This window comes from Streptomyces olivaceus (assembly GCF_000721235.1).
Classification (GTDB): domain Bacteria; phylum Actinomycetota; class Actinomycetes; order Streptomycetales; family Streptomycetaceae; genus Streptomyces; species Streptomyces olivaceus.
This window is the reverse complement of the sequence record NZ_JOFH01000014.1, coordinates 50,343-69,120: the sequence shown is the minus strand read 5'-3', so window position 1 is coordinate 69,120 and position 18,778 is coordinate 50,343. Positions and strand designations below refer to the sequence as shown.

Annotated in this window: 17 protein-coding genes; 6 read left to right on the top strand and 11 right to left on the bottom strand. The window is 71.6% G+C overall.

The annotated features are described in order from the left end of the window. Positions 1–29: 29 nt before the first annotated feature. Positions 30–1,028, bottom strand: coding sequence for a BRO-N domain-containing protein (locus IG94_RS0116275; RefSeq protein ID WP_031036366.1), 999 nt, complete (start codon positions 1,026–1,028; stop codon positions 30–32). Positions 1,029–1,215: 187 nt separating this feature from the next. Further along, entirely contained in the window at positions 1,216–2,151 is a 936-nt protein-coding gene (locus IG94_RS0116270) for a D-alanyl-D-alanine carboxypeptidase family protein (RefSeq protein WP_031036360.1), read from the bottom strand. A gap of 341 nt (positions 2,152–2,492) precedes the next feature. Between IG94_RS0116270 and IG94_RS0116265 the strand changes: the two genes are divergently transcribed. Both IG94_RS0116265 and IG94_RS0116260 read left to right on the top strand, forming a co-directional pair. Next, on the top strand, positions 2,493–3,143 hold the full coding sequence (locus tag IG94_RS0116265) for a GntR family transcriptional regulator (protein ID WP_031036358.1): 651 nt from the start codon (positions 2,493–2,495) through the stop codon (positions 3,141–3,143). Continuing rightward, positions 3,140–4,450 (top strand): MFS transporter, encoded by a 1,311-nt coding sequence (locus tag IG94_RS0116260; RefSeq protein ID WP_031036355.1) that lies wholly within the window; start codon positions 3,140–3,142, stop codon positions 4,448–4,450. The genes IG94_RS0116265 and IG94_RS0116260 overlap by 4 nt, the downstream gene beginning before the upstream one ends. Positions 4,451–4,570: 120 nt before the next feature. Here IG94_RS0116260 and IG94_RS0116255 read toward each other — a convergent pair whose 3' ends face one another. After that, positions 4,571–5,395, bottom strand: coding sequence for a maleylpyruvate isomerase family mycothiol-dependent enzyme (locus IG94_RS0116255; protein WP_031036351.1), 825 nt, complete (start codon positions 5,393–5,395; stop codon positions 4,571–4,573). Between the two features lie 170 nt (positions 5,396–5,565). Here IG94_RS0116255 and IG94_RS0116250 point away from each other — a divergent pair, with 170 nt between their 5' ends. Beyond that, the gene (locus IG94_RS0116250) at positions 5,566–6,360 is read left to right on the top strand and encodes a carbon-nitrogen family hydrolase (protein WP_031036349.1); all 795 of its coding nucleotides are present in this window, start codon (positions 5,566–5,568) and stop codon (positions 6,358–6,360) included. Between the two features lie 53 nt (positions 6,361–6,413). On the opposite strand, the gene IG94_RS0116245 is transcribed toward IG94_RS0116250, so the two are convergent. The 4 genes from IG94_RS0116245 to IG94_RS0116230 all read right to left on the bottom strand — a co-directional run bounded on the left by IG94_RS0116245 (position 6,414) and on the right by IG94_RS0116230 (position 10,641). Continuing rightward, entirely contained in the window at positions 6,414–6,908 is a 495-nt protein-coding gene (locus IG94_RS0116245; protein WP_031036346.1) for an LURP-one-related/scramblase family protein, read from the bottom strand. Between the two features lie 128 nt (positions 6,909–7,036). After that, entirely contained in the window at positions 7,037–7,288 is a 252-nt protein-coding gene (locus IG94_RS0116240) for a DUF6458 family protein (RefSeq protein WP_031036343.1), read from the bottom strand. 133 nt (positions 7,289–7,421) lie between these two features. Beyond that, a complete protein-coding gene (locus IG94_RS0116235) occupies positions 7,422–8,720 on the bottom strand; it encodes a M18 family aminopeptidase (protein WP_031036340.1) in 1,299 nt (432 codons plus the stop codon). 94 nt (positions 8,721–8,814) lie between these two features. Continuing rightward, positions 8,815–10,641, bottom strand: a complete 1,827-nt coding sequence (locus tag IG94_RS0116230; protein WP_031036337.1) for an acyl-CoA dehydrogenase — start codon at positions 10,639–10,641, stop codon at positions 8,815–8,817. Positions 10,642–10,825: 184 nt separating this feature from the next. Between IG94_RS0116230 and IG94_RS0116225 the strand changes: the two genes are divergently transcribed. Together IG94_RS0116225 and IG94_RS0116220 are read left to right on the top strand one after the other, a co-directional pair. Further along, positions 10,826–11,305, top strand: coding sequence for an SseB family protein (locus tag IG94_RS0116225; protein ID WP_031036333.1), 480 nt, complete (start codon positions 10,826–10,828; stop codon positions 11,303–11,305). A 118-nt stretch (positions 11,306–11,423) separates the two neighbouring features. Continuing rightward, positions 11,424–12,401, top strand: a complete 978-nt coding sequence (locus tag IG94_RS0116220) for a pirin family protein (RefSeq protein ID WP_031036330.1) — start codon at positions 11,424–11,426, stop codon at positions 12,399–12,401. 207 nt (positions 12,402–12,608) lie between these two features. Here the strand turns inward: IG94_RS0116220 and IG94_RS0116215 are convergent, their stop codons facing one another. The 3 genes from IG94_RS0116215 to IG94_RS0116205 all read right to left on the bottom strand — a co-directional run bounded on the left by IG94_RS0116215 (position 12,609) and on the right by IG94_RS0116205 (position 15,151). After that, entirely contained in the window at positions 12,609–13,787 is a 1,179-nt protein-coding gene (locus IG94_RS0116215; protein ID WP_031036327.1) for a Cmx/CmrA family chloramphenicol efflux MFS transporter, read from the bottom strand. Between the two features lie 266 nt (positions 13,788–14,053). Further along, entirely contained in the window at positions 14,054–14,737 is a 684-nt protein-coding gene (locus tag IG94_RS0116210) for a hypothetical protein (RefSeq protein WP_031036325.1), read from the bottom strand. A gap of 108 nt (positions 14,738–14,845) precedes the next feature. Further along, positions 14,846–15,151 carry a hypothetical protein gene (locus IG94_RS0116205; protein ID WP_031036322.1) on the bottom strand — a complete coding sequence of 102 codons (306 nt, stop codon included), beginning with the start codon at positions 15,149–15,151 and terminating at the stop codon, positions 14,846–14,848. Positions 15,152–15,421: 270 nt separating this feature from the next. On the opposite strand from IG94_RS0116205, the gene IG94_RS0116200 reads away from it, so the two are divergent. Continuing rightward, positions 15,422–16,498: an AI-2E family transporter gene (locus IG94_RS0116200; RefSeq protein ID WP_031036319.1), complete on the top strand. Its 1,077-nt coding sequence runs from the start codon at positions 15,422–15,424 to the stop codon at positions 16,496–16,498. Here the strand turns inward: IG94_RS0116200 and IG94_RS0116195 are convergent. Next, the gene (locus IG94_RS0116195; protein WP_031036316.1) at positions 16,438–18,597 is read right to left on the bottom strand and encodes a SpoIIE family protein phosphatase; all 2,160 of its coding nucleotides are present in this window, start codon (positions 18,595–18,597) and stop codon (positions 16,438–16,440) included. The genes IG94_RS0116200 and IG94_RS0116195 overlap by 61 nt on opposite strands. Between the last annotated feature and the right edge of the window lie 181 nt (positions 18,598–18,778).

The window sequence follows — 18,778 nt, the reverse complement described above, 5'->3', positions numbered from 1 at the left end:
TTGCGACGCCCCTTCTGCCGTACCGGCCCTCAGGCGTGGTGCAGCACGTACACCGGAGCGCCGTCCTCGCTCCCGCCCCGCGAGCGGATGCAGGCGTGCCGGCGCAGCAGCCGGAGGCATTCGTTGACCCGGCGCACGGAAAGCCCCGTACGGGCGGCGATCGACTCCAGAGGCTCCCGCAACTCACCCGTCGCGACGAGCACCGGCGCGATGACGAGCGCGACCGTCCACACGTCCTCCGTCACGGACAACCGCTGCCGCCAGTCGGCCAGCACCGATTCGGTGGTGGGCGCCGGTGCCGGGTGGCCGACGGCGGTTCCGCGCGGCAGGACCAGGGTGTCGAACCGGTCCGCGATGCGCTCCAACGCCCGGACCATGGCCTGCTGCACGGCGAGGGTCGCCTGCTGGGCGGCGAGGCCGGCCTGTTGGGTGGCGAGGGTGGCCTGCTGCGTCGTCAGCATCTCCCTCTGCAGAGCGATCGACGTGCGCTGCCCTTCCGCGAGTTCCTCGTCCAGCCGAAGGTTGTGCGCCTCCAGCCGGACGATGGCCTCGGCGACCTGGTCCGGCATGGCGTAGGCGATGGGCGCGCCGGCTTCGGCGGGCTGCACCTCGGCCTCGTCGAGAGAGTACGAACCCTCGCGCTGCACGGTCTCGATGACTTCGGCGACCCACTGCTTGAAGGGGGCGCAGGCCGGCTTGGTGCAGGCGTTGACGAGCAGGATGAGACCTTGCAGAGAGATGATGTGCAAGTCTCGGCGCCACCCCCTACCTGCGGGAACGCCGAGACCGTAACCTCCAGTTACGGTCTCGAGCATTTCTCGGTGCTCGTCCGGGACGTGATCCGCGAGAGCCTTCCGAGAGTTTGTGTGCCCGAGTTCCTTGCAGACGTCCACCGCCGGGAACCAGTGGCTTCCGTCCGGCATGGTCAGCCTCCGGACCCGGGCGCCGGTGGCCGCGTACACGAAATCGCTGACGTCGATCGCCTCGTGCCGGGCGGCCGAGTTCTGTCGCTTGCTGGGTTCCTTCATGAGAACCACCTCCGCCGCGGAACGTAGGGCGGAGGCGAGGGCATATGCCAGCTGGGGCACATATGTTCACGACTGCGGGCGAATATGCCGCAAAGTCGGTGCAAGGGCGGATGAACTGTGCGTCTTGCCCGTGCGAAGGGGCCCGTCGCGGCGCCGACGAGCCCCCTCCGTCACCTCTGCCCACGGGTCAGATCCTGCCGAAGCCGTGGTTCATCAGCTTCGTGGCGTCCTTCGTGCGCTGGGCGGCGGACGTGGAGGCCAGCACCGTGCCGATGACGGTTTTGCCCTTCCGGGTCGCGGCGAAGACCAGGCAGTACTTGGCCTCCTGGCCCGACCCGGTCTTCACGCCGATCGCACCGCTGTAACTGCCGAGCAGTGTGTTGGTGTTGGTCCAGGGCGCCATGGTGCGGGTGCCGCCCTTCTTGGTCCGCGTCTTCGCCGTGTACTTCTTCGTCTTCACGACCGTGCGGAAGGTGGAGTTCTTCATCGCGCTGCTCGCCAGTTTCGTCAGGTCGCGCGGCGTGGAGTAGTTCTTGCCCTTGCCGATGCCGTCGAAGGAGTCGAAATGGGTGTTCTTCAGCCCGAGGCTCTTGGCGCTCGCGTTCATCTTGCCGATGAACGACTTCACCCGCGCCGCCCGCGTCTTGCCCGAGCCGAACGTGTCGGCCAGCGCGTACGCGGCGTCGCAGCCGGAGGGCAGCATCAGGCCGTACAGCAGCTGCCGCACCGTCACCTTGTCGCCGACGATCAGGCGGGCGGACGAGGCGTTCTTCGACACGATGTAGTCGCTGTACGCCATCTGGATCGTGACCTTGGCGTCCAGGTTCAGCCTGGGCTGCGCGAGCACGACCTTCGCGGTCATGATCTTGGTCGTGGAGCCGGTGGAGCGCTTGGTGTCCGCGGCCTTGGTGTAGAGCGCCTTGCCGTTCGCGTTGTTCATCACGAAGCCGCCCTTGGCGGCGATCGAGGGCGCGGCGGCGGCCCGTACGGGTGCGGCGGGCACGCGCTCGGGTGCGGCGGCCCGGGCGGGTGCGGTGGCGAGGGCGCCGGTCGCGAGTACGGCGCCGCCGGTCAGGGCGACGGCGACGGCCCTGCGGAGCTGGATGCCTGGAATGCTGGTCATTGAGTCACATACCCCGATTGTGGTGAAGTCCCCGGTGGTGCGGCCCTCTTGGCGGTCGGGTCGACGGGCCGGTCGGTCGACCGGCGGGCCGGTGCGGTGCGGGCCGCGTCTGTGCGACGGACGGCGGGGGCGGATGGTTGTGCCGCGGGACGGAGCGGGGTGGTGGAATCCCTCCCGGGGGTGAGGTGGCGTCCCGGGGGTGACGCGCGGGTCCCCGGGGTGGTGTGACGGGGGTGACGCTTGGGTTCCGGGTGGAGTGGCGGGTGCGGCGGCGGGCCGGTGGGGCGTCCGCATGCTGGAAGGGCGCCGGCTTGCGTCCCTGTTGTATCTATCCTGTCGGCATGACCACGGCAGTGAAGCAACCCCCGGCGGCGGACCGCGTCTACACCCATGTCAAGCAAGGTGTCCTGGAGCGCCGCTACGAGGGCGGCACGCTGCTCACCGAGGGCGAGCTGGCCGAGGCCGTGGGCGTCTCCCGCACCCCGGTGCGCGAGGCACTGCTCCGGCTGGAGGCCGAGGGGCTGATCCGGCTCTACCCGAAGAAGGGCGCCCTGGTGCTGCCCGTCTCCGCGCAGGAGATCGCGGACGTGGTGGAGACGCGGCTGCTGGTGGAGGAGCACGCGGCCAGAAAGGCCGTACCCGCACCGCCCGGGCTCGTCGGACGGCTGGAGGAGCTGCTCGCCCGGCAGAAGGAGCAGGCCGCCGCCGGCGACTTCACCGCCGCCTCCGTCACCGACCGCTGCTTCCACGCCGAGATCGTCCGCAGTGGCGGCAACGAGATCCTCTCCCGCCTCTACGACCAGCTCCGCGACCGCCAGCTCCGCATGGGCGTCGCCGTCATGCACTCCCACCCCGACCGGATCGCCCACACCCTGGCCGAGCACGAGGAACTCCTCGACGCGCTGCGCGCGGGGGACGCGGAGGCGGCCGTCGGCGTGGTCGGCCGGCACGTGGGCTGGTTCTCCCACCTGGCCCGGGGGGAGGTCCGATGAGTACGGCCACCTCGGCCGGCCGCGTGCTGCCCGGCGATCCGCCGGGCGGACGCCGCGCGATCGCCGTGTGGGGCATCGGCGTCGCCGTCTACTTCGTCGCCGTCATCTTCCGTACGTCGCTGGGGGTCGCCGGCCTCGACGCCGCCGACCGCTTCCACGTCAATGCCTCCGCCCTGTCCACCTTCTCCATCCTCCAGCTGCTGGTCTACGCCGGTATGCAGATACCCGTCGGCCTGCTGGTCGACCGGCTCGGTACGAAGAAGGTGCTGGGGATCGGCGTCGTCCTCTTCACGGCCGGGCAGCTGGGCTTCGCCTTCTCCCCGTCGTACGGCACGGCGCTGGCCTCGCGGGCGCTGCTCGGCTGCGGTGACGCGATGACCTTCATCAGCGTGCTGCGGCTGGGCACCCGCTGGTTCCCGGCCCGGCGCGGTCCGATGGTCGCCCAGCTCGCCGGGCTGGTCGGCATGGCAGGCAACCTGGTCTCCACCCTCGTCCTGGCCCGGCTGCTGCACGGCATCGGCTGGACGGCGGCGTTCGCGGGCAGCGCGCTGGCCGGCGTGGTCGTCCTCGTCCTGCTGCTGCTCTTCCTCAAGGACCACCCGGAGGGGCACGAGCCGGAACCGCTGCCGCACCAGGGGGCCGCGTACGTCCGGCGGCAGATCGCCACGTCCTGGCGGGAGCCGGGGACGCGGCTCGGGCTGTGGGTGCACTTCACGACCCAGTTCCCGGCGATGGTCTTCCTGCTGCTGTGGGGGATGCCGTTCCTGGTCGAGGCGCAGGGGCTGTCGCGGGCCACGGCCGGTGAACTGCTCACCCTGGTCGTGCTGTCCAACATGACCGTCGGCCTCGTCTACGGCCAGATCATCGCGCGGCACCACGCGGCGCGGCTGCCGCTGGCGCTCGGCACGGTGGCGGCGACGGCGACCCTGTGGGCGGCGACGCTCGCCTGGCCGGCCGGCCACGCGCCGATGTGGCTGCTGGTCGTGCTGTGCACGGTGCTCGGGGCGTGCGGGCCCGCCTCGATGATCGGCTTCGACTTCGCGCGGCCGGCGAATCCGCCGCAGCGGCAGGGGACGGCGTCCGGGATCACGAACATGGGGGGCTTCGTGGCGTCGATGACCACGTTGTTCGCGGTGGGGGTGCTGCTGGACGCGACGGGGGACGACTACCGGGTCGCCTTCTCGTCCGTGTTCGTGCTGCAGGCGGTGGGGGTGACGCAGATCCTGCGGCTGCGGAAGCGGGCGGCGCTGCGGGAGCGGGAGCGGTTGGTGGCGAGCCGGGTGGAGACGGTGCACGTTCCTGTGTGACGGTGATCCGGCGTCGGTGCGGGGCGGGGGCGGGTGGCGCTGCCCGGCGCCGACGGGGTGCCGCCGCGCCCACCCGTGCCGCCCCAGCGGCACGACTGCCCGCAGCGGCGCGGCAGGCGGTTACGGTGTCACGGTGAAGTGGTGGAGGATTGCCTCCGCCAGGTCCTGGTCGCCCTCTGTCTTGATGCGCTCCCGCGACGCCTCCAGCGTCACCCGGCCGCAGGCCAGGCGGAAGTAGGTCTCCCAGTCGAGGGTCAGGGTGGCGGCGGGGCCGAGGGCGGGGGCCGTTTCGAGGGTGCCGCGGCCCTGGATGTCGACGCGGATGGTGCGCAGGAACTCGACCGGGCCGTGCACGTCGAAGACGACGGCCGAGCTGCGCGGCGCGTCCGCGCGTTCGGCGACCACGGCGGGCAGCTCGGAGAGCAGCACGTCACGGGCGACGTGCGCGCCGGGGGAGTCCAGGTTGCCGGGGCGGCCGAGGGCCGTGCGCAGGTCCTGCTCGTGCGCCCACACGTCGAAGGCGTGCCGGCGCACGGCCTCCTCCAGGGTCAGCTCGGTGCCGAGCGGCCCGCGCACCTTCGTGCCCGGGTCCCGCGACTCGTTCCGCAGCTGGCGGTTGCGCCGGATGATCATGTACTCCAGCTCGGACGTCATCTCCGGCGCCGTGTGGTGGCGGCGGACGTCGACCTGCATCTCCATGTAGCGCTGGTGGTCGTTGGTGACGTGGTAGAGGTCGCGCGGGAGCGTGTGGATGGGGCGGGGGTCGCCGAGCATCTCGGAGTCCAGGCCCAGCACGTGCGAGACGATGTCGCGCACCGACCAGGCCGGGCAGGGGGTGCGGCGGTTCCACTCTGCTTCCACAAGCGGCTGGACCAGCTCGGATATCGCCTCGATGGAGTGAGTCCAGGCGTCGGCGTAGGGCTGGAGGGTGGGATGCAGACTCACGGAAACGGGACCCCTCGGCGGTCGGTACACGGACGTTCGGTGGCGGCGGTGGCTGCGGTCGGCGGGCGTCTTGGGACGCTAAGTTACGCTGCTGTGCGGCACCCCGGCAGTGCTTTCGTGTGACGATCGTAGGCCCGTGTGGACGGCTCGAATGCCAGGACGGTGGTAGTGTGCGCGCCTCTTTGATCCAAATCGCCGTGAACGAGGACGAAACGGTCGAAGCGCGTCGCGCGCGCGTGGCGGCTCTGGTAAGGGCCCAGGCGGGCGCCGACCTCGTGGTGCTGCCGGAGCTGTGGACCACCGGCGCGTTCGCCTTCGAGGAGTTCGGCACGGCGGCCGAACCGCTGCGCGGACCGACGCACGAGGCGATGGCCGCGGCGGCGGGCGACACGGGGGCGTGGCTGCACGCGGGGTCGGTCCCCGAGCGCGGCCCCGACGGGCGGCTCTACAACACCTCGCTCCTCTACTCCCCCTCCGGCGACCTCGCCGCCTCCTACCGCAAGATCCACCGCTTCGGCTTCGACAAGGGCGAGGCCGTGCTGATGGGCGCGGGCCACGAGCCGGTGACGGTCCGGCTGCCGGAGACCACGGTGGGCGTCGCGACCTGCTACGACCTGCGCTTCCCCGAGCTCTTCCGCACCCTCGTCGACGCCGGTGCCGAGACCTTCGTGGTCCCGGCGGGCTGGCCGGAGCGCCGCCGGTCGCACTGGACGCTCCTGGCGCAGGCGCGGGCGGTGGAGAACCAGGCCTTCGTCCTCGCCTGCGGAACGGCCGGTACGCACGCCGGGGTCCCGCAGGCCGGCCACTCGATCGTGGTCGACCCCTGGGGCGAGGTGCTGGCTCAGGCGGGCGCCGGTGAGGAGGTCCTCACGGTGGAGTTCGACCCGGCGAGGGCGGCCGAAACCCGGGAGCGGTTCCCGGCCCTGAAGGACCGCGTGCTGGGTCTGGAGACGCCCCGGCGGTGACCGGGCGGGGCGCCGTACGACGCGGCGGCCGGGGCCGGGGCGGCGCGAGGGCGTCAGTCGTCCTCCCGCTCCTTCTCCGCCAGGTGGATGACGCACACCGTCAGCGCGATCAGCAGCGCCGGGTCGGCGTCGTCCCGTACGACGTCGACGCCGTAGGTGTCCCGGAGGGTGAGCCAGCGGCGCGAGGCGACGGCCAGCAGCTCGCCGTCGTACTCGATCGCGAACTCCCGGTCGAGGATCTTGCCGCTGACGTCCAGCTCGGTGCCGTCGGCGAGGGTGACCCGGTAGTGGTTGCGCAGCAGGGAGAGACGTTTCCGCTTGAGCCGTGCCAGGGGCTCGCCGTCCCGCTCGATCACCATCGTGTCGCGCAGGGCGAACATCTTCTGGTGGATGTCGATCAGCACGCGTCCCTGGGCGTCCTTCAGCTCCCAGGTGTCGCGCAGGCGCATCGCCTTGCCGTCGACGAGGAAGACCTTGTTGCCGCTGTCGTCCTCGATCCAGTAGTCGTCGCCGATGCCGAGGAGCCGGTCGTACACGAGGAATCTCATGTCTGACCGCTTCCCCGCCCGGGGCCGGGCAACGCGGGCGGTAGGCCGACAGGCTGAGTCCGGGCAGTCCGGGTAGTCCGAGCAGTCCGGACCGGGCGCGGTGTCCGCGAGGTCGGTGTCCGCACGGGTCAGGCGCCGTAGCCGTTGTTGTAGCCGTCCTGCGTGTGGTGGTGGGACCGATCCTCGACGACCGGGGTGGCCGGCGGCACGACCACGCGCCGGCGCCGGGCGATGCTGCTGAACGTCGCGATGCCGATCAGGCCGACGATCATGAAGATGACGCCGACCAGGTCCACGTTGACGCCCTGCATGTCCCAGTCGGTCGCGAACGTGAGGATGGCTCCCACGGCGATGAGGATGATGCACCCGCCGAGGCCCATGTGTGTCGCCTCCCTGTCAGATCCGGTCGGTTCCGGGTTTCCGGTCGATCCGGTTCCGTTCGGGTACCCCGGGCCTCAACCTGCATGCCGCGGGGGGTCGTTCCTCCTCCGGGCCGGATGAGGACCTGCGGTCCTACGGCTGGAGGAACGCCCCCAGCGCGTTCGCCAGCAGGTGCGGGTCCTCGGCGCCGCACAGCTCGCGGGCGCTGTGCATCGACAGGATGGCCACGCCGATGTCGACGGTGCTGATGCCGTGCCGGGCCGCGGTGATGGGGCCGATGGTGGTGCCGCAGGGCATGGAGTTGTTGGAGACGAAGGTCTGGAAGGGGACGCCCGCCTTCTCGCAGGCGGCGGCGAACACCGCGCGGCCCGAACCGTCCGTGGCGTAGCGGTTGTTGACGTTGACCTTGAGGATCGGCCCGCCGTTGACGCGCGGGTGGTGCGTCGGGTCGTGCCGTTCCGCGTAGTTGGGGTGGACGGCGTGGCCCGTGTCGGAGGACAGGCAGACCGTGCCGGCGAAGGCGCGTGCCCGGTCCTCGTAGGTGCCGCCGCGGGCGAACACCGAGCGCTCCAGGACGCTGCCGAGGAGCGGTCCGTCGGCGCCGGTGTCCGACTGGGAGCCGGTCTCCTCATGGTCGAAGGCGGCGAGGACGGGGAGGTACGGCAGCTCCCCGCCGGAGGTCGCGACCGCGGCCAGCGCGGCCGTACCGGCGTGCACGGACAGGAGGTTGTCCATTCGCGGGCCCGCCACCAGCTCCTGGTCGCGGCCCAGGTACGCCGGGGGCTCCACGGAGTGGGTCATCAGGTCCCAGCCGGTGACCTCGCCGCGGGCCAGGCCCGCCTCGTCCTCCAGGAAGGCGATCAGGTCGCCGTCGCGCACGGTGTCGCCGAGGCCCCAGATGGGCTGGAGGTGGCGCTGCTTGTCGAGCTTGAGGCCGTCCGCGGAGACGTTCCGGTCCATGTGGATGGCGAGTTGCGGCACGCGCAGCAGTGGGCGGTCGACGTCGACCAGGCGGGTGGTGCCGTCGCGCAGCGAGAGGCGGCCGGCCAGGCCGAGGTCGCGGTCGAGCCAGGAGTTCATCAGCGGGCCGCCGTAGATCTCCACGGCGATCTGGCGCCAGCCGTGCGCCCCGGTGTCCGGGCGCGGCTTGACGCGCAGGTTGGGGGAGTCGGTGTGGGCGCCGACGACGCGGAACGGCGTGTGGGCCGCGGCGCCCTCGGGGACGTACCACGCCACGATCGCACCGCCGCGCAGCACGTACTTGCCGCCGCTCGTCCCGTCCCAGGCGTCCGTCTCGGCGACCTGGCGGAAGCCGGCCTTCTCCAGCCGCTCGGCGGCGTTCGCCACGGCGTGGTACGGCGTGGGGCTCGCCGCGAGGAAGGACATCAGGTCGTCGGTGTGGCCGCGGTCGAAGCGGGCTGCTGCGCTCATGGGGTTCACCTTAACGACGTACGAGCGACGCACGAGGGCCCGCTTCCCGTGGGCGGGCAGCGGGCCCTCGTACGTCGGGGCGGGACGGCGCCCCCTAGAAGGCGGCCTCGTCCAGCTCCATCAGGTCGAGCTCGACGCCCTCGGCGACCTTGCGGGCCAGGGTGACGCCGGGCAGGACGTTGGCCGCGAAGAACTTCGCCGCGGCGATCTTGCCGGTGTAGAAGGGCTTGTCCTTGCCGGACGCGGTCGGCAGCTTCTCGGCGGCGACGGCGGCGCCCTTGAGGAGCAGGTAGCCGACGATCACGTCGCCGGAGGCCTGGAGCAGGCGGGTGGTGTTGAGGCCCACCTTGTAGATGTTCTTGACGTCCTGCTCGGTGGCCGCGAGGTCGGTGAGCATCAGGCCGACGATGGCCTCCAGCTCGACCGCGGCCTTGGCCAGGTGCTCCCGGGCCCCGGACAGCTCCTCGCCGCCGGTGGCGAGCGCCAGGAACTTCTTGATGTCCTCGGCGAGCGAGTTCAGCGCGGCGCCCTGGTTGCGGACGATCTTCCGGAAGAAGTAGTCCTGGCCCTGGATCGCCGTGGTGCCCTCGTAGAGGGTGTCGATCTTGGCGTCGCGGATGTACTGCTCGATCGGGTACTCCTGGAGGAACCCGGAGCCGCCGAAGGTCTGCAGCGACTGGGCGAGCTGCTCGTACGCCTTCTCCGAGCCGTAGCCCTTGACGATCGGCAGGAGCAGGTCGTTGAGGGCGTGCTCGGTGGCGGCGTCCTCGCCGTTCGCCTCCTTGACCTGGATCTCGTCCTGGACGGAGGCGGTGTACATCACCAGCGCGCGCATGCCCTCCGCGTACGCCTTCTGCGTCATGAGGGAGCGGCGGACGTCGGGGTGGTGCGTGATGGTGACCTTGGGGGCCTTCTTGTCCATGAAGTTGGCCAGGTCGGGGCCCTGGACGCGCTCCTTGGCGTACTCCAGGGCGTTGAGGTAGCCGGTCGACAGGGTCGAGATGGCCTTCGTGCCGACCATCATCCGCGCGAACTCGATGATCCGGAACATCTGGCGGATGCCGTCGTGCTTGTCGCCGATCAGCCAGCCCTTGGCGGGGTGGCGGTCGCCGAAGGTCATCTCGCAGGTGTTGGAGGCCTTCAGGCCCATCTTGTGCTCGACGTTGGTGGCGTAGACGCCGTTGCGCTCGCCCAGTTCGCCGGTCTCGGCGTCGAACTCGTACTTCGGGACGAGGAAGAGGGACAGGCCCTTGGTGCCGGGTCCTGCGCCCTCGGGGCGGGCGAGGACGTAGTGGAGGATGTTCTCCGACATGTCGTGCTCGCCGGACGTGATGAAGCGCTTCACGCCCTCGATGTGCCAGGAGCCGTCGGCCTGCTCGACGGCCCTGGTGCGGCCGGCGCCGACGTCGGAGCCCGCGTCGGGCTCGGTGAGGACCATGGTGGAGCCCCACTGCTTCTCGACGGCGATCGCGGCGATGTGCTTCTGGGCCTCGTTGCCCTCCTCGAAGAGGATGCCGGCGAACGCCGGGCCCGAGGAGTACATCCACACGGCCGGGTTCGCGCCGAGGATCAGCTCCGCGTACGCCCAGATCAGGGAGCGCGGCGCGGTGGTGCCGCCGATCTCCTCGGGCAGGCCGAGCCGCCAGTACTCGGAGTCCATGAAGGCCTGGTAGCTCTTCCTGAAGGACGCCGGGACCGGCGCCGTGCCGGTCTCCGGGTCGAAGACCGGCGGGTTGCGGTCGGCGTCGGCGAACGACTCGGCGATCTCGTTCTCGGAGAGCCGGGTCAGCTCGTCGAGGACGCTCTTCGCGGTGTCCGTGTCCATCTCCGCGAACGGGCCCGTGCCGTAGACCTTGTCGCGGCCGAGCACCTCGAACAGGTTGAACTCGATGTCCCGGAGATTCGGCTTGTAGTGCCCCATGGCGACGCTCCCTTGAGAGATCGGCGAGGCACCGACTCCTCGCATCCGTACACATTCCGACCGCTTCGTCCGCATGTACTCATACGTACGTACCAAGCAGTAGCTCCGATGATGCTACCCGTCGGTAATAAGAAGCAACCCCGAGCCGGGCAACTGTGACCCGTCACTCGCTACTCTTTGCGGCATGTACGGCTACGACCAGACCGCCGGTCCCCACGCGGGTTCCCAGCAGCAGTACGCCCCGCCGCCGCAGCAGCCGATGGGCGGCGGGTACGGGCAGCAGCCGCCGCTGTACCCCGAGCCGTCCCCGCCCTCGCTCGCGGACGCGGTGCGCGCCTTCACCACCGGCCAGATGTCCGCCGAGGACTTCCAGCAGGTCTTCGCGACCTCGAAGGTCTACTGCCCGCGCGGCGACAACCCCGGCTTCCTCGCCCTCCACAACACCCAGCAGCCGGTGATCCCCATGTTCACCGGCCTCAAGGAACTGCGCCGCTACGCGGGCAAGGAGTCCAAGTACTTCGTGATCACCGGCGCCGAGGTGATCGACCTGCTGCCGACCGGCTACGGCTTCGTCCTGGACATGGAGGGGGAGCACCGGATGGTCTTCGACGCGAAGGCCGTCGAACAGATGGTCGATTTCGCCATGCGCCGCATGTACGGATAGGTGCTGACGGACGTCCGACAAGGCCCGGAGGGAATGTCCTCCGGGCTTTCGCGGTTTGAGGTGGCAAGAAGTTCAACGCTCAACTAAAGTGGGGCGCACACCGCCCGAGGAGGTCGACATGCCTGCCGTGACCGTCGAGAACCCGTTGACGCTGCCCCGCGTATCCGCGCCCGCCGACGCCGTCGCACGTCCCGTGCTCACCGTCACGACCGCTCCCGGCGGTTTCGAGGGTGAGGGCTTCCCGGTGCGCCGCGCGTTCGCCGGGATCAACTACCGCCATCTCGACCCGTTCATCATGATGGACCAGATGGGTGAGGTGGAGTACGCGCCCGGCGAGCCCAAGGGCACCCCCTGGCACCCGCACCGCGGCTTCGAGACCGTCACCTACATCATCGACGGGATCTTCGACCACCAGGACTCCAACGGCGGTGGCGGCACCATCACCAACGGCGACACCCAGTGGATGACGGCGGGCTCCGGGCTGCTGCACATCGAGGCGCCGCCGGAGCAGCTCGTCGTGTCGGGCGGCCTCTTCCACGGCCTCCAGCTGTGGGTGAACCTGCCGGCCAAGGACAAGATGATGGCGCCGCGCTACCAGGACATCCGCAGCGGCTCCGTCCAGCTGCTCGCCTCCCCCGACGGCGGCGCGCTGCTGCGCGTCATCGCCGGTGAGCTGGGCGGCCACGACGGCCCCGGCATCACGCACACGCCGATCACGATGGTCCACGCGACCCTCGCGCCGGGCGCCGAGGTCACGCTGCCGTGGCGGGAGGACTTCAACGGCCTCGCCTACGTGATGGCCGGGCGCGGCTCCGTGGGCGCCGAGCGGCGGCCGGTCCACCTCGGGCAGACGGCGGTCTTCGGCGCCGGCGGCTCGCTGACCGTCCGCGCGGACGAGAAGCAGGACGCGCACACGCCGGACCTGGAGGTCGTCCTCCTCGGCGGCCGGCCGATCCGCGAGCCCATGGCCCACTACGGCCCGTTCGTCATGAACACCCGCGACGAACTCCAGCAGGCCTTCGAGGACTTCCAGAAGGGCCGCCTGGGCACGGTCCCCGCGGTGCACGGGATGACATCGAAGGGCCCGGGGAACTGACCGAACGTGTTCCATGAGGCCGGTGGCCCCGCAGATCGCGACTGCGGGGCCACCGGCCTCTTGACGGCACCAGGGCCGAGGCCCGAGGCCGCCGAGCGACGGTCCGCCGGGCCGGGGAGATGCCCCGCCTCCCACGACTGACCGGACGGTGGGCTCGCATCACCCGAGGACACGAGACCCACGCTCCGCACCATGCGTCCGCACGGGTCACCGCAGGGCATCGCCGCCTCGGCTCGCCGTGACGCCGGTGAGGAGGGGCAACGCGATGAGCAGCGCGACCGCTACGAGGAGGCCACTCGCCCACAGCGGTCCCAGGGTCCCGGCCCCGGTGCCGAGGGTGGCCGCGGCGACGACGGGGCCGACGGCGGCGCCCACGTTGAGCGCCGCGGTCGCGTACGAGCCGGCCATGCCGGGGGCTGCCGCGGCCTCGTAGAGGACCCGCGTGATCAGCGTGGTGCCCAGCGCGAACGACAGCGTGCCCTGCACGAACACGAGCACGAACAGGGCCACCGGTTCAGTGGCCAGCACGGCCGTGGCCGGCCAGCCGACGAGCAGCAACGGACCGCCGACCGCGACGACCCGACCGGGATGCCGGTCGGACAGCCGTCCGGCGAGAGTGACGCCCGCGAAGGAACCGGTCCCGAAGAGCACCAGGACAACGGAGACCCACAACTCGCCCAGCCCGGCGCTGTCGGTCACCACGGGGGCGAGGAAGGTGAGGCTTCCGAAGGTCGCCGCGTTCACCAGTGCTCCGAGCAGCATCACGACGACCAGGGGCAACCTGGTGAGCTGGGCGAGCTCCGCCCGCAGCACCGGCCTCCCGGTCGCCTCCTCCGCGCGGTGCCCTGCCGGGACCCCCTTCAGGATGCCGAGAGCCGCCGGCAGGCAGAGAGCGGCGACGGCCCAGAAAGTGGCCCGCCAGCCGAACACCGTACCGAGAGCCGACCCGCCCGGTACACCGGCGATCATGGCCGACGTCGTGCCCGCCAGCAGGACGCTCAGCGCGCGTCCCTTCCTGTCGGGTGGGACCAGCGCGGCCGCGGCCGTCAGAGCAACAGCGAGGAACCCGGCGTTCGCGAGTGCGGCGACGACTCGGGTGGCGAGCAGGACGGGGAAGCTCGTGGTGACGGCGCCCACGGCGTGAGCCGCCGCGAACACGAGGACGGACCCGAGAAGGCTGGGGCGCCTGGACCAGTTACGGGCGAACGCGGCCACCAAGGGAGCGCCGACGACCATGCCGAGCGCGAAGGCAGAGGTGAGAACGCCTGCTGTACCGACGGTGACGTCAAGATCCGAGGCGATGTCCGGCAGGAGGCCGGCGAGCATGAACTCCGAGGTGCCCATGGCGAAGGCGGCCATGGCGAGCAGGTACAGCGGGAGAGGCATCGAGTGGCTCCGAGGTGAGGAGAGGCACGTGAAGTCATCTCGTCACCGCGGCCGGCCCCGGGCGCACATCCGTCCCGCCGCGGAAGGCGGCGCGACGACAGGACTACGGGCTCAGCGGTTGAGGGGGCCGACGGCGTGACCGAAAGCCCCCACCCTGTCCGACTCAGGACTCGACATGGCCGGCACGCTACCCGACCGGTACGCGTCGGGGCACCTCGAATACAGCTCTGCACCGGGGTCGGCGACGGCCGTTCCGGGAGGCCGCGTCAGGCGCCGCCGCGTTGCCGAGCGACGTCCTCGTTGCTCTGCGCAGGGTGGCGCGTCCAGAGGGAGAGGTCACTGCTCGTTGCGACGGCGATGGTCTCTCCGGAGGGCGAGAAGCCGAAGGCCCGGAGTTCCGAGTACGTGGCGTGGAAGATGTGCCACCACTGCTCTCCATGCGGACCGGAGTGGGGAAGCCCGCCGTCGGCCGAGAGGAGCACACGGTCGTTGGGCCAAGCCGGTGTGACAGCCTCCAGGGTCCAGCCGTCTCCGGTCGTGGTGTGCAACCCCCCGCCGAAGAGCCCGGCGACGGGTACGCGGCTGCCGGCGATCGGCCCCGGTCCGGGGCAAGTCAGGTCGGGGGCACCGTCGGGGGTGCTGCCCTCGGGGTCCGGGTCGCGGTCCCTTGCGATCTTCTCCCCGGTGACGGCGTCGAAGAGACCGTGACCGGCGTGCGAGACGACCATGACCAGGTCGCGTCCGCTGCTGGGGTGCGACGCGAAGCCGATGCCGAGCAGTCCGCCGACAGGGACGCCGTACGCGTACTCGAAGACGGGCCGCCAAGGCGCGGGCGCGGGAATGACGGGGGCAGCGAGCAGTCGGTCCCGCAGCGCCCGCTGGTAGGCGGAGAGCACCGGCTCACCGACGGCTTGCTCCGCCGGAGGCGCCTCCTTGATCTGCTTCGTCATGTCGTCATGGTCCCGCGCCAATCAGCCGCCTCGCCAAGCCGGCCGGTGGGCCGGTGGCCCGCAGGTTCCGACTGCGGGCCACCGGCCTCGTGGCGGCGGTACGGGCGGTTACTTGCCCGGCTTGTCGCCGGTGGTGGGGGCGTGCTCGGGGAGGGGCTTGGTCGGCTTGGCGCCGTGGGTGTCGGCCAGCTCCTCCTCGGTGAGCTTGCGGACCTTGATGCCGTCCTTGGTGCGCTCGACGGCCACGCCCTCGGGCAGGGTGCCGCCCTTGTCCTCGGCGGCGGTGCTGCCGGACGGCGTGGTCGGCTTCGCGTCGCCGCTCCAGGACGTGCCTGCGGCGCTGGCCACGCCGGACGTCAGGCCGAGCGTCACGATCGCCGCCGCCACGAAGCCGATGACCCGGGACTTGCGCATGGAATCCTCCTGAGGGAAACGAGTGGTGGGATGAGAGGACAGACGACGGATCCGTCGTCCGGGGAGAGGGCCGGCACGGTCTCCCTCCGTGCTCGGTGTCCTCATTCCATCCCGCCGGGGTGTTCAGCGCGGTAAGCGTGCGGGGGAGATCGCCTTCGTTGTTCTTATGTGCTTGGCACACGTGCGGGGGACGGAGCACCGTCGGTGGTGGGTCACCCGGGCGGGCGGTGTGCTCAGGACAGGCCGGGCGGGGCGTGGTCGGCTGGGGGCGTGCGGTTGCTTCCCGGTCCTGTGCGGCGGTTCGCCGCGTGGTGTGCCGTCATCCTGCTCGCCGCCGGGGTCGGCTACGTCGCGGTCCGGCTCTGCGTCGAGCTGCGTACGGCGGTGACGCCGGCGCTGCTCGCGCTGCTGGGCACCGCGCTGCTCAGGCCGCTGCACGCGCGGCTGGTGCGGGCGCATGTGCAGCGGTCGCTGGCCGCCGCGCTGACCTGCGTCGCCGTGGTGGCGGTGGTGGGCGGGGCCGTCTACATCGTGGTGTCCGCGCTGGTCCGGACGGGCGATCAGATCGTCGCCTCGGTGCGGGACGCGGCGCAGGGGGTCGCCGACCACTTCGGGGCGGCCGGGACCTCGCTGGACGACCTGGCGTCCAACGCGCGCGAACTGCTGGGCAAGTTCGGGGGTACGGCCGCCTCCGGGGTGGTCACCGGGGTCAGTGTCGCCGGCGAGATGATCGCGATGGCCGTGCTCGCGCTGCTGCTCGTCTTCTTCTTCCTGCGCGACTCCGACCGGGCCGTGACCACCGTGCGCGCCGTGTCCCCGCCCGGCGGCGCGGACATGGTCGAGGCGATGGCCAGGAGGGCGTTCGGGGCGGTCGAGGGCTTCATGCGGGGCACCACGCTCATCGCGCTGATCGACGCGGTCTGCATCACCGTCGGGCTGCTGGTCCTGCGCGTGCCCGGCGCGGTGGGGCTCGGTGCGCTGGTCTTCGTGGGTGCCTATGTGCCGTATCTGGGCGCGTTCGTCTCCGGGGCCGTGGCGGTGCTGGTCGCGCTGGCCGACCGCGGGTTCGTCATCGCGCTGTGGGCGCTCGGGGTGGTGCTCGCGGTGCAGGTGCTGGAGGGGCATGTGCTGCAGCCGATGGTGCAGAGCCGGACGGTGCACATGCATCCGGCGGTCGTGCTGCTGGCGCTCACCGCGGGGGCGTCGGTGGCGGGGATCCTGGGGATGCTGCTGGCCGTTCCGCTGACCGCGGCGGCCTTCGGGGTCGTGCACGAGCTGCAGGGGCGTTACGCAAGGGAGGGGGGTGCGGGGCCGTCCGGTGCGTCGGCCGGGGGCGTCGACTCGTAGAGCTCGTACCAGATGCTCTTGCCCGTGCCGCGCGGGGCGACGCCCCAGGCGTCCGCGAGCAGTTCGATGAGGACCAGGCCGCGTCCCGAGGACGCCATCTCCCCCGGCCGGCGTTTGTGCGGCAGGTCGTCGCCGTTGTCGGTGACCTCCACCCGGATCCCCCGCTCGCCGGGCTCCCCGGCGATCTCGGCGACCAGCAGGGCGTCGGCGTCGGTGTGCACGAGGACGTTCGTCAGCAGCTCGGAGAGCAGGAGCACCGCCGCGTCCCGCTGCTCCTCGTCGGGCCAGTCGTGGAGCAGGTCGCGCAGGTGCTGCCGGGCGGTGGCGATCCGCGCGGGTTCCGCCTGCGAGACCGTCAGCATCGTGCGGCGCACCGGCGTCGGAAGGGTCGCGCCGTCGTCGCCGCTTCCGCCCTGCCGGTGCAGCAGCACCAGGGCGATGTCGTCCTCCCGCCGGTCGGAGAGCGCGCCGACGGTGTGGTGCGATGAGGGCCCGTGCACGGTCCGGACCAGCGCGTCGGCCAGTTCCTCCAGGCCGTCCTCGTGCTCCTCCAGGGTGACCCGCAGCCGGTGCCAGCCGGACTGGAGGTCGTGGCCGCCGGTCTCGACCAGACCGTCCGTGCACAGCAACAGGGTGTCCCCCGGCTCCAGCGCGAACTGGGTGGTCGGGTAGTCGGAGTCCGGGTCGATGCCCAGCGGCAGCCCGCCGGCCGTGGCGAGGATCAGCGCCGTGCCGTCCGTCATCCGCACCACCGGGTCCAGGTGCCCGGCACGGGCGCTCTCCAGGGTGCCGGTCGCGGGGTCGACCTCGGCGTAGTAGCAGGTCGCGAAGCGCAGGTCCCCCTGGTCGTCGTAGGACTCGGAGAGGCCGTGGAAGAAGTGCGAGGCGCGGGAGAGCACCGCGTCCGGGCGGTGGCCCTCGGAGGCGTAGGCGCGCAGGGCGATGCGCAGTTGGCCCATCAGCGCGGCGGCCCGCACGTCGTGCCCCTGGACGTCGCCGATGACCAGGGCGAAGCGGTCGCCGGGCAGCGGGATCATGTCGTACCAGTCGCCGCCGACCTGGAGGCCGCCGCCGGTGGGGACGTAGCGGGCGGCGAGGTCCATGCCGGGGATCGTCCGCGGGCCGAGCGCGGGCAGCATGGTGCGCTGCAGTCCGTCGGTCAGCTGCCGCTGGGTCTCGGCGGCGCCGGCCCGGGACAGGGCCTGGGCGAGCATCCGGGCCACGGTCGTCAGGACGGAGCGCTCGTCCGGCGTGAAGGCGACCGGGTAGGTGAAGGCCGCCATCCAGGCCCCCATGGTGCGGCCCGCCACGGTCAGCGGCAGATAGGCCCACGACTGGCGACCGAAGCGCTCGGCGAGCGGCCACGTCATGGGGTAGTGGGACCGGTACTGCTGGGGCGAGGAGAGGTAGACGGCGCGGCCGGTGCGGACCACCTCGGTGGCGGGATAGTCGGTGCTCAGCGACATGTCCATGAACGGGTCCGACTCGTGCTCGGGCTGCCCGTGGTGGCCGATGACGCTGAGGCGGTCGCCCGACACCCCGAACACCGCGAGGCCGTCGGGGGAGAACCCCGGCATCGACAGCCCGGCCGCGACCCGCAGCACCTCCTCGGTGGACCGCGCCTCGGCCAGCGCCCGGCCGGCGTCCAGCAGGAAGGCCTCCCGCGAGCGGCGCCAGTCGCCGGTGACCGCGCTGCGCCCGGCGGGCGTGCCGGGCGCCGGATCGGTGACCTCCTGGAGGGTGCCGGTCAGTTCGTACGCCTTGCGGTCGGGGTCGAAGGAGGGCCGGGAACGGCTGCGGACCACCCGGAGGACATGGCCCCGTTCGTCCATGATGCGGATGCGGACCTCGGCGAGGGTGCCCTCGGCGACGGCGAGCCGGACCACTCCGGTGATCTCGTTCCAGTCGACCGGGTGCAGCCGGGCCCGTACCTGCGCCTCGGTGAGGCGGGCCCGCTCGGCAGGCAGTCCCAGCAGGCGGGCCGCCTCCGCGTCCACCTTGACCTCTCCCGCGTCGGTGTCCCAGTGCCACAGACCGGTCCCGAGGGCGACGAGAACGCCTCCCACGTCGGCCAGGGGGTCACCAGCACCAGTGCGCATTGCCCCACTTTAGGGAGGAATATTCGCGCGCTGCCACCGGTCGTCCGGGCGGCGATGAGGAGACGACCGGGAGACGACCGGGAGACGGAGGGGCGTCGCCTCGGCGTCCGGGGCGCGCCGGACCGGTCCCATGACCCGTCCATGGGGAAGAAGCCGGCCACGGGCGCCCGGTACGCTGGGG

Coding starts and splice junctions, on each gene's coding strand:
- IG94_RS0116230 (WP_031036337.1), bottom strand. CDS start 10,641: ATGGGGCACTACAAGCCGAATCTCCGGGACATCGAGTTCAACCTGTTC.
- IG94_RS0116235 (WP_031036340.1), bottom strand. CDS start 8,720: ATGAGCGCAGCAGCCCGCTTCGACCGCGGCCACACCGACGACCTGATG.
- IG94_RS0116270 (WP_031036360.1), bottom strand. CDS start 2,151: ATGACCAGCATTCCAGGCATCCAGCTCCGCAGGGCCGTCGCCGTCGCC.
- IG94_RS0116195 (WP_031036316.1), bottom strand. CDS start 18,597: ATGCGCACTGGTGCTGGTGACCCCCTGGCCGACGTGGGAGGCGTTCTC.
- IG94_RS0116260 (WP_031036355.1), top strand. CDS start 3,140: ATGAGTACGGCCACCTCGGCCGGCCGCGTGCTGCCCGGCGATCCGCCG.
- IG94_RS0116240 (WP_031036343.1), bottom strand. CDS start 7,288: ATGGGCCTCGGCGGGTGCATCATCCTCATCGCCGTGGGAGCCATCCTC.
- IG94_RS0116265 (WP_031036358.1), top strand. CDS start 2,493: ATGACCACGGCAGTGAAGCAACCCCCGGCGGCGGACCGCGTCTACACC.
- IG94_RS0116225 (WP_031036333.1), top strand. CDS start 10,826: ATGTACGGCTACGACCAGACCGCCGGTCCCCACGCGGGTTCCCAGCAG.
- IG94_RS0116275 (WP_031036366.1), bottom strand. CDS start 1,028: ATGAAGGAACCCAGCAAGCGACAGAACTCGGCCGCCCGGCACGAGGCG.
- IG94_RS0116205 (WP_031036322.1), bottom strand. CDS start 15,151: ATGCGCAAGTCCCGGGTCATCGGCTTCGTGGCGGCGGCGATCGTGACG.
- IG94_RS0116220 (WP_031036330.1), top strand. CDS start 11,424: ATGCCTGCCGTGACCGTCGAGAACCCGTTGACGCTGCCCCGCGTATCC.
- IG94_RS0116215 (WP_031036327.1), bottom strand. CDS start 13,787: ATGCCTCTCCCGCTGTACCTGCTCGCCATGGCCGCCTTCGCCATGGGC.
- IG94_RS0116245 (WP_031036346.1), bottom strand. CDS start 6,908: ATGAGATTCCTCGTGTACGACCGGCTCCTCGGCATCGGCGACGACTAC.
- IG94_RS0116210 (WP_031036325.1), bottom strand. CDS start 14,737: ATGACGAAGCAGATCAAGGAGGCGCCTCCGGCGGAGCAAGCCGTCGGT.